The organism is Streptomyces torulosus (assembly GCF_001419765.1).
GTDB lineage: Bacteria > Actinomycetota > Actinomycetes > Streptomycetales > Streptomycetaceae > Streptomyces > Streptomyces torulosus.
In genome coordinates, this window is sequence record NZ_LIRK01000386.1 from 18575 (window position 1) to 27923 (window position 9349).

The following is a 9349-nucleotide window of genomic DNA, read 5'->3' on the forward strand; positions in this document are numbered from 1 at the left end:
CAGTTCATGGCAGATCAAGGATGAGATATCCGGTTTGTAGCCAAACCTCGCATCGAGGCATCCGTGGGGCGGGTACGTTCTTGCCCCGCCGGACACAGAGGAACCAACCACCCAGGACGCGGACAACTCGACGCGGACAACTCCCCTGATTCCGGCACGGTTCGACGGTTCGCGAGAGAGGGCCCGACCATGGCGTCGTCATCGGTGACCTCATCCCAGTCCCCCCGGCCACAGCGGCCGAACCTCGCCTTTCGGCGGCTGCGCGGGCAGCGCTCGCCGGGCGAGTTCGCCGCGGCGGTACGGCGGGCCGCGCGTGAGATCGGTGAGCGGGTCAGCTGTGACGCGCGCTATGTCGGGCGGGTCGAGTCAGGAGAGATCCGCTGCCCCAACTACGCGTACGAACGGGTGTTCCTGCATATGTTCCCGGGCCGGACCCTGACCGACCTGGGGTTCGCGCCCCGCGCGGAGGTACGCGGACGGGGGGCGCGCTCCACCGAGGAGGCGCCCTCCCCTCGCACCAAGAGCCGCTCGCGCTCCCCACTCGGTGCGAGGGGTGAGACGGAAGGGTCGTACGAGCCGTATGAAACGCAAGAGACGTACGACATGCAGGACCCGCGGGGCGACACGGGCTATGCGCGCGGCCGGCGGGACACGCACCACACGTACCAGGACCACGAGGAGAGCGACGTGCAACGTCGCGCATTCATGACCGGGGGTACCGCCGCCGTGGCGGCCGCCTCCTTCGGCCCCTTCGCCCTCGCCGGCACGGCCTCGGCCACGGGCCGTTCCGCGCTCCGCGCGGGTTCGTCGGAGGCGGGGGCCCTCGAAGCGGCCGTGCGCAAGATCCGGCTGCTCGACGACCGGCACGGGGCCGACGGGCTGTACCGCAGGGCCTCGGCGCCGCTGCGGGCCGCGTACGCGCTGCTCGACGCGGGTACCACCCGGCAGGCCAGCGCCGACCGGCTGTACGCGGGCGCCGGTGAACTCGCCATCTCCGTGGGCTGGCTGGCCCATGACTCGGGGCGTTTCGACGACGCCCGCTCCCACTACGCGGAGGCGCTCGCCACGGCCCGGATGTCGGGCGACCCGGCCCTGGAGGTGCACGCGTTCTGCAACACGGCGTTCCTCGCGCGGGACGCGGGCCGGCCGCGGGAGGCGGTACGGGCGGCACAGGCCGCGCAGCGGGTGGCGCGGCCCCTCGGTTCGCCGCGGCTGATGTCCCTGCTGGCGCTGCGGGAGGCGGGCGGCTGGTCGGGGCTCGCCGACCGCACCGGGTGCGAGCAGGCGCTGGCCCGGGCGCACGCCCTGTTCGGGCGGGGGACGTCCGACGCCGACCCGGAGTGGATGACCTTCTACGGCGAGGCCGAGCTGGAGGCACTGGAGGCGCAGTGCTGGTCCACGCTCGGCGACTGGCCCCGCGCGGCCCGGCACGCGCGGAGGGCCGCGCAGCTCCAGAACCCGCACTTCACCCGCAACATCGCCCTCTACACCGCCGAACTGGCCGACGACCTCGCGCGCGGGGGCCGCCCCGACGAGGCCGCGGCGGCGGGGATGCGGGTCCTCGACCTGCTGGACGAGGTCCAGTCCTCCCGGGTCCAGCAGATGCTCGCGGGCACGGCCCGCGTCCTGCTGCCGCACCGCCGCGCGGCGGGCGTGTCGGCGTTCCTGGAACGCCACGCGGGCGTCGCGCGAACCGCCTAGCAGTACTTCGTCGGGCTCGAGGCCCTGTTCCGCGTGGGGTGAGGGGTCTCCACCTGCTGGTCCTCATTGTCGGGTGAGTGAGCGTGACCATGTATGAGTGACCTACACCAGCCGCTGGGGCGCCCAGCACTGGCAACAGCCGATGACCGGGACCGGCCCCACCGGTAAGACCACCCGGCACGATGCGGCGAGCATCGCGATCGGACGACGCGCCCAGGGCCACCCGATCCGGCGGCGGACGACACCGCCCCGTACACACCAGAGCGATGTGCACGGGCATCGGACCATCCAGGCCCGACCGGGCACCCCTGGGCGTGAGGAACCCCGCCCCCGCATCCCTGGACCACGGACACGATCCGTGCCGCCGGACGCGGCGAGCACGTGGGCAACCAGGACATCCAAAACCGTTCGGGATGTCCGCAGTGACCAGGAATGGGTCCAAGACTCACTCCTGCTCACTGATCAGGAACGGTCTCAGCCGGACAGGTGCCCCGTGTCGTTCCACGACTCGATCGCCGGGTCGCCGTAGGCCCAGCCGAGGACCGACAGGGACGTCGGGTTGAGGCGGACGCGGGCGGCGAAGTCGATGCCCTGGCCGAGCCAGCGGGCGGCTATGGACCGCAGGATGTGCCCGTGGGCGAAGACCAGCACATCGCGCTCCTCGCTCCGCACCCACTCCACCACGTCGTCCGCGCGCGCGGTGAGCTGCTGGAGGGTCTCGCCCTCGGGGACGCCGTCGCGCCACATGAGCCAGCCGGGCCGTACGGCGTGGATGTCGGCCGGGGTGAGCCCCTCGTACGCCCCGTAGTCGACCTCCATCAGCGTGTCCCACGCGGTGGCGCGCTCGCCGAACCCGGCCAGTTCGCAGGTCTCACGCGCGCGTGAGAGGGGACTCGTACGGACCTCGACTCCGGGAAGCCCGTCCAGGGGCGGCCGGTGCAGGCGCTCGCCGAGCAGCTTGGCACCGCGTCGGCCCTCTTCGAGGAGAGGGACGTCCGTCCTGCCGGTGTGCTTCCCGAGCCGGGACCATTCCGTCTGTCCGTGGCGGGCCAGCAGGATGCGCGGTGCCATGCGAAAACCTTTCCGGGTGTCCTCTGGGAGAAGGGAGAATGAAGAGGCGGATGCGTCCATCATCGCTCAGACTGCCGGGGGGCAACCCGAGGGGCGATCCCAGCGTCTTGGACAACGTCCTGCACACGGGAGGACGTCCCGCGCACGACGCACAGATGAACACAGTGGACGCAGATGGGGGAGGGCGATCGGATGCCGCAGACCGAGGCGGCCGAAGCACCGGTCACCGAGAGGGCCGACGCAGCGGTTACCGAGGCAGTGCCAGGCACGCACACGCGGCTCCGCTGGTGGACCGAGTTGCCGCTGATCCTGTTGGTGTACGGGGCGTACTCGGGCGGCCGGCTGCTCGCCCGGGGCGACGCGTCGACCGCCGTCGAGCACGGCCTGGCGATACTGCGCTTCGAGAAGGCCCTGAGCCTCAACGCCGAGCATCCGCTGAACCGGTTGTTCACGCGGGAACCCTGGATAGGCATACCCGCCGACTTCTGGTACGCCTCCCTGCACTACCTGGTCACGCCCGTGCTCCTGGTGTGGCTCTTCCGCTCCCACGCCGTGCGCTACCGCGCGGCCCGCACCTGGCTGATGACCTCCACGTTCATCGGCCTGATCGGCTTCACCCTGCTCCCGACCTGCCCGCCCCGGCTGCTCGACCCGGCGCACGGCTTCGTCGACACCATGGCCCACTACAGCTCCTGGGGCTGGTGGGGCGGCGAGGCCAGCGCGCCCCGCGGCCTGGGGGGCATGACGAACCAGTACGCGGCGATGCCGAGCCTGCACGTCGGCTGGGCGCTGTGGTGCGGGGTGATCCTCTGGCGCTTCGGCGGCGGCTCGCGCCTGGTCCGGGCCGCGGCCATCGGCTACCCCGTGATCACCACCATCGTGGTCATGGGCACCGCGAACCACTACTTCCTCGACGCGGCGGCGGGCGCCGCCGTGATGGGCGTCGGTCTGCTGCTGGCGCCGCTGGTCCTGCGGACCGCCGACCGGTGCCGGGCCGCGCTCGGACTCACGGCGACCGGCGGCGACCGCGCCGACACCGGCCTCGTGGTCCGGAGCGAGGGCGACAGCGGGCCGCGCCGGGAGGAGCGGGCGGACGACGCCGTCACCCCCGTCCCGGCGGCCTCTCCCGGCGCCCTGTCCCCGATTGTCAGTGCCAGATGCCAGACTTCCCCGGGTGAGCGAATTCCACGGCAGCGGATCACCGAACCCGAGCCGGGTGCCGCCCCCTCGGAAGCAGGGGACGGCGCTCCGGCAGCAGCTCGCTGAGCTGCGCGGACCCGAGGTCCCACCGAAGGCGCTGGACGCGCGCGCCCTCGCCGCGCTCGCGGCCAACCCGGGCTGCGAGCGCCGCGCGCTGCTGGACGGTGCCGGGGTGAACAAGGCGGTGCTGGCGGACGCGCTCGGCTCGCCCTCCGCCTTCGGCCAGTCCCAGTTCGCCTTCATGCGGGGCAACGCCTTCGAGGCCCGGGTGAAGGCGGACGGCGGAGCGGAGCTGCTGAGACTCGTCCACGAGAAGCTGGACCCGGGCGCCGAGCCACCGGCCGGCGCGTCCGTCCCCGACCTCGCCGCCGTCGGCCCCGAGGGCCGCGCCGCCCGTACGGCACTGGCCCTGAAGGAGGCCACCGACGCGGGCGGCTGGGCGCTGCTCGACCACCCCATGGTGGCGCTGGACGTCGCGGGCTCCCCCGCCTTCCTGGAGCCGGACGCGGTGGTGGTCCACCCGGACGGCACCTGGACGGTCGTCGAGATCAAGTCCTTCCCGATGCTGGACGGTTCGGCGGACCCGGCGAAGGTGGGCGCCGCCGCCCGCCAGTCCGCGGTCTACGTCCTGGCGTTGGAGGAGGTGGCCGCCCGGCTCGACCCCGCGCCCGCCGTCCACCACCGGGTGCTGCTCGTGTGCCCCAAGGACTTCACCAACCTGCCGACGGCCGCCGCGGTCGACATCCGCAAGCAACGCGCGGTCACCCGGCGCCAGTTGACCCGGCTCACCCGGATCGAGGACATCGCCCGGACCCTCCCCGAGGGCACCTGCTTCGCTCCCGACCTCCCCCGTGACGAGCTGACGACGGCCGTCGAGGCCCTCTCCGCCACCTATGCCCCCGAGTGCCTCGCCGCCTGCGAGCTGGCCTTCCACTGCCGGGCCCGTTCCCGCGCGGACGGCGCGGTGACCTCCCTGGGGCGCGCCGCGCGGGCCGAGTTGGGCGGACTCACCACCGTCGAGGACGTCCTGGCCGCGGCACACGGCAGGGCGGGCGACCCTGACGACCCGACGGTGGCGGCGCTGCGCCGGGCGGCGGAGCTGCGCGCGGAGGCCCTCACGGCGGCCGGTGCGCCCGTCCCGGTCACCGAGGGGGCCGTGTGTCACTGATCGCCACCCTCGCCCGGCTCGAAGCGATCAGCTCGGGCCGCGCCCAACCGGTCGCCACCGTCCTGCACCGGCATCTGACGGCGACTCCGCTGGTGTTCGTGCCGCTCATCACCGCCGGCGAGGCCGGGGCCCCGCTCGGGGCGCTCGTCGGCACCGACCGGGACGCGCCCCGGCTGCTGGTCGTCCCCCAACCCCGCGACCGGGACCTGCGGTTCGCGTTCCTGGCGGAGCTGGCGGACATCGTGCTGCCGTACGTGGACGCGTACGCCGACGTCGTGGAGGCGGCCGAGCGCAGCGAGACCGACCCGGAGACCGGCAAGCGGGTCAAGGTCGAGGTCGAACTGTGCGCTGACGCCCCGCAGTTGATCGTGCCGAGCCGCACCGGCATCGACTTCGTCCGGCTCCTCGGGCGCTCCATGCGGTTCCGGCGGACCGCCGAGCAGGACCCGGAGGCGCCCCACCCGGCGCCGCCGCGGGTGCCGCTGCTCGGGCGGTGGCTCACCCACTTCGGGGAGCGGGCTCGGGTGCCCGGCTCGTCGCTGCTGCTGGCCCTGACGGACCTGTTGGCGCGGCACTGGGCGACCGGGCAGTCCGGCGTCGAGGACCAGCACCTCGCGTCGCTGCTCGCGTGGATCGACCCGCCGGAGGGCGAGTCGGGCGAGGCGGCGGCGCGGCGGGCCGAGCTGGCGCGGGACGCCGAGGGCCAGTTGCTGTGCCCGCCCGCCGGTCCCGCGACGGACCCGGCGTTCGACAACAAGCTGCTGGCCCCGGCCATCGAGCGGTACGACCGGGCGCGGCTGGCGCTGGCCGCCGCCGAGGACGGGCTGGAGGCCGACGCACGCCTCGGCGCGCTGACCGCCGCCGAGCGCGAGATCCGCGCCCTCGTCGAGAGCCGCACCCGGCCCACCTGGGACGCCGTCTGGCACGGCCTCGACCTGCTGCGTGCCCTGCCGGAGGGCGCCCACGCGGCCGACCGGTGGACCCGGGACCGCTGGTCCTTCACCGGCCACCGGGACCGGATCGTCGCCGGGGAGCCCCCGCAGCCCCGTATCGACGACGCGGTCACCGCCGCGAACAAACTGGCCGCGCGCGAGCGGGAGCAGGCCCGGCTCGACGCCCAGGAGGCCCTCGACGACCCGCTGGTCATGGCGGGGCGGCGGCTGTCCGGGGAGGCGTTCGCCGGTGAGGTCACCGATGTCGTGATGGCGTACAGCGAGGGCAAGCGGCCGAGCCCCCGGCCGCTGGTCACCGTACGGACGCAGGACCGGCCGCATCTCGGGGAGCGGGTGAAGGTGTACCGCTCGCTGGGCGGGAAGCCGCAGACCGCCGAGTTCGTGACGGCCGAGGAGGACGCGGAGGACGGCGGCGGGGTGCTCCTCGTGCTGCGGATCATGGACAAGATGGGGCGGGGCAAGGAGCCGGAGGTCGGGTCGGTCCCCGAGAAGGGCGACCGGGTCTGCTTCACCCTCTTCGAGCACGACCAGCGGGGCGGGGCGAAGCTGCCCGAGCCCGAGGACACCCCGTGGACGCACGGCGGGCCGCCGGGTGAGCCCGACGCCGTACCGCTGCCGGACCCGGTGACCGAGGAGGACGTTCTGTGACCAGCGCCGAGGCAGTGCTCGACCCGGGGGCCGCGGCCGGCCGGGCCACCGAGGCGATCCTGCGCGACACCCTGCACGGCACGCACCGCGGGGTGGTGGTCGACTCGCCGCCCGGCGCCGGCAAGTCCACGCTCGTCGTCCGCGCCGCGCTGGAACTGGCCTCCGCCGGACGCCCGCTGATGGTCATCGCTCAGACGAACGCGCAGGTGGACGACCTGGTGATCCGGCTCGCGGAGAAGGACTCCGAGCTGCCGGTGGGCCGGCTGCACAGCAGTGACTCCGACCCGTACGACAAGGCGCTCGACGCCCTGCCGAACGTGAAGAAGTCCACGAAGGCGGCCGAGCTGGCGGGCCTCGACGTGGTGATCTCCACGGCCGCCAAGTGGGCCCATGTCAAGGGTGTCGAGCCGTGGCGGCACGCGATCGTCGACGAGGCGTACCAGATGCGGTCGGACGCGCTGCTGGCCGTGGCGGGGCTGTTCGAGCGGGCGCTGTTCGTGGGGGACCCCGGGCAGCTGGACCCGTTCTCGATCGTGGCCAGCGAGCAGTGGGCGGGGCTGTCGTACGACCCGTCGGCCTCGGCGGTGACGACCCTGCTGGCGCACAACCCCGAGCTGCCGCAGCACCGGCTGCCGGTGTCGTGGCGGCTCCCGGTGTCGGCCGCGCCGCTCGTGTCCGACGCGTTCTACCCGTTCACGCCGTTCCGCAGCGGGACGGGGCACGGGGACCGGCGGCTCGCCTTCGCGGTGCCGTCCGACGGCTCCGGCCCGGATCGGGTCATCGACGAGGCCGCCGAGTCGGGGTGGGGGCTGCTGGAGCTGCCGGCCCGCCACACGCCTCGGACCGACCCCGAGGCGGTACGGGCGGTCGCCCAGGTCGTACGGCGGCTGCTGGACCGGGGCGGGGCGGCGACGTCCGAGCGGGCCGAGGAGCCGGTGCCGCTGACCGCCGACCGGATCGCCGTCGGCACGGCCCACCGGGACCAGGCCGCGGCGGTGCGCTCCGCGCTGGCCGAGCTGGGGGTGTCCGAGGTGGTGGTCGACACCGCGAACCGGCTCCAGGGCCGGGAGTACGACGTGACCGTCGTCCTCCATCCGCTCTCCGGCCGCCCCGACGCGACGGCCTTCCACCTGGAGACCGGACGCCTGTGCGTCCTCGCCTCCCGCCACCGGCACGCCTGCATCGTCGTCTGCCGCGCGGGCGTGACCGACCTCCTCGACGACCACCCGTCCACCGAGCCGGTGCAACTGGGCGTGACCGTCAAATTCCCGGACGGCTGGGAGGCGAACCACGCGGTACTGGCGGAACTGGGGGAACACCGGGTGGCCTGGCAACCGTAAGCCGCGCGGCGGAGCGGGGACGGCGACACCCGACCGCCCGCCCGACAAGGGACCACCACCCCGCCGCCCCATCCGCCGGACGGAGTCCGGCACACCGCCGACAGGCGGCCGAAGAAGACAGCCCCGGACGGCTGGGAAGCGAACCACGCGGTACTGGCAGAGCTGGGGGAACACCGCGTGACGTCGCGGTCGTGGGCGCGCGGTGGAGTAGGGGCGCGTGGTCGGGGCTGGCTCGTTTCTATGCCTACTTGCGCGGTCACGTGACAATGGACGGTGGCCCTTCCGGGGGACACCCCGGGGACAGGCCCCGTGCACCGTCGTACGAGGAGGAGAAGACATGGCGGAGCCCACGCCGCGTCGGCACGAACCGCGGCTACGCCCCGCGCCCCTGCTCTTCGAGCCGGCGGAGGCGGCCGGCGACCCCGAGCACTTCTTCGATCTCGAGTCGATCGACGATCCGCGGGCGCTGCTGTCGCGGTCGACGGAGCTGGCGCAGGCGTTCCGGGCGGCGGCGGACCGCGCCGTGGAGTTCCAGGCGATCGCGGCGGCCCAGCTGGCCGATCCCCGGCGGTTCGACCGTCTGACCGCGGCGGACATCGCGGAACGGGCGGAGTGGACCGAGGACTACGCGAAGAAGATGGTCGACTTCGGGCGGGATCTGCTGCGGGGGCGCGACGTGAGCGGCCCGGACACCCTCTGAGCGGCCGGATCCCACCCTCCGGTCGGCCGCGAAACACCTCCTGGCATATGCCGGGCGGGCAAGATACCCCACTTGCCCCGCTCCCGTACCGCCTTCTCGCAACCCTGGGGAATCAGGTGATGACGGCCGGTAGACAGGGAGACATGAGCGCTGGGACGGATGCGGGCAGGTATCCACAGGACCGGGTCGACGTCACGAGGGTGACGGCGGAGGGGGCCGCGTGGCTGGCCTCGGCAGGAACGTATCCGCGGCGCACCTCGGCGGCCCGCCGGGAGGAGCGGCGGGCCGCTCCGCTGGTGCTGCCGTGCGGGACGGTGTTCGACGTGGTCAGCGCGCCGGCCCTGTTCGGGCGGCGGATGCTCGACCGGCTGTGGACCGAGGGACCGGGATCCGGCCCGGTGGCCGTGCACCGCGGGCGGATGCTCCTCTTCGCCTCCCCCGGCACCGCCCACCGCCTGCCCGCCCTGCTGGAGTGGGAGGAATGGGGCTCCCCCGGCCGCACGGGCGCTGTCCCGCCCCTCCTCTGCCACGGCACCGGCGACACGGTCACCGTCCCGCCCCTCCACAC

7 protein-coding genes and 2 pseudogenes are annotated in these 9349 nt (G+C 73.9%); 8 read left to right on the forward strand and 1 reads right to left on the reverse strand.

Annotation, left to right across the window (positions count from 1 at the left end; all coding sequences use genetic code 11):
- The first annotated feature begins 189 nt into the window (after window positions 1–189).
- Together AOK23_RS26015 and AOK23_RS50265 are read left to right on the forward strand one after the other, a co-directional pair.
- The gene (locus AOK23_RS26015) at window positions 190–1701 is read left to right on the forward strand and encodes an NsdA family TPR-like regulatory protein (RefSeq protein WP_055715062.1); all 1512 of its coding nucleotides are present in this window, start codon (window positions 190–192) and stop codon (window positions 1699–1701) included.
- Window positions 1702–1804: 103 nt separating this feature from the next.
- Window positions 1805–2164: pseudogene (locus AOK23_RS50265) on the forward strand (IS200/IS605 family accessory protein TnpB-related protein); the annotation flags it as partial.
- A gap of 11 nt (window positions 2165–2175) precedes the next feature.
- Here the strand turns inward: AOK23_RS50265 and AOK23_RS26020 are convergent.
- A complete protein-coding gene (locus tag AOK23_RS26020; protein ID WP_055715063.1) occupies window positions 2176–2772 on the reverse strand; it encodes a histidine phosphatase family protein in 597 nt (198 codons plus the stop codon).
- A gap of 192 nt (window positions 2773–2964) precedes the next feature.
- Between AOK23_RS26020 and AOK23_RS26025 the strand changes: the two genes are divergently transcribed.
- From AOK23_RS26025 to AOK23_RS26050, 6 genes and pseudogenes are all read left to right on the forward strand, one after another.
- On the forward strand, window positions 2965–4038 hold the full coding sequence (locus AOK23_RS26025) for a phosphatase PAP2 family protein (protein ID WP_055715064.1): 1074 nt from the start codon (window positions 2965–2967) through the stop codon (window positions 4036–4038).
- Complete coding sequence (locus AOK23_RS26030) at window positions 3989–5140, forward strand: hypothetical protein (RefSeq protein ID WP_055715065.1); 1152 nt, start codon at window positions 3989–3991, stop codon at window positions 5138–5140. The genes AOK23_RS26025 and AOK23_RS26030 overlap by 50 nt, the downstream gene beginning before the upstream one ends.
- Entirely contained in the window at window positions 5131–6741 is a 1611-nt protein-coding gene (locus AOK23_RS26035) for a hypothetical protein (RefSeq protein ID WP_055715066.1), read from the forward strand. Before AOK23_RS26030 ends, AOK23_RS26035 begins: the two co-directional genes overlap by 10 nt.
- A complete protein-coding gene (locus tag AOK23_RS26040) occupies window positions 6738–8081 on the forward strand; it encodes an AAA domain-containing protein (protein ID WP_055715067.1) in 1344 nt (447 codons plus the stop codon). The genes AOK23_RS26035 and AOK23_RS26040 overlap by 4 nt, the downstream gene beginning before the upstream one ends.
- Before the next feature lie 337 nt (window positions 8082–8418).
- Window positions 8419–8781: a hypothetical protein gene (locus AOK23_RS26045; protein ID WP_055515894.1), complete on the forward strand. Its 363-nt coding sequence runs from the start codon at window positions 8419–8421 to the stop codon at window positions 8779–8781.
- A 143-nt stretch (window positions 8782–8924) separates the two neighbouring features.
- Window positions 8925–9349, forward strand: a pseudogene (locus AOK23_RS26050) (hypothetical protein); the annotation flags it as partial.

Bases quoted from the DNA above. Each gene is read 5' to 3' on its own strand.
- AOK23_RS26020 (WP_055715063.1), bottom strand. From the start codon at position 2,772: ATGGCACCGCGCATCCTGCTGGCCCGCCACGGACAGACGGAATGGTCC.
- AOK23_RS26025 (WP_055715064.1), top strand. From the start codon at position 2,965: ATGCCGCAGACCGAGGCGGCCGAAGCACCGGTCACCGAGAGGGCCGAC.
- AOK23_RS26015 (WP_055715062.1), top strand. From the start codon at position 190: ATGGCGTCGTCATCGGTGACCTCATCCCAGTCCCCCCGGCCACAGCGG.
- AOK23_RS26045 (WP_055515894.1), top strand. From the start codon at position 8,419: ATGGCGGAGCCCACGCCGCGTCGGCACGAACCGCGGCTACGCCCCGCG.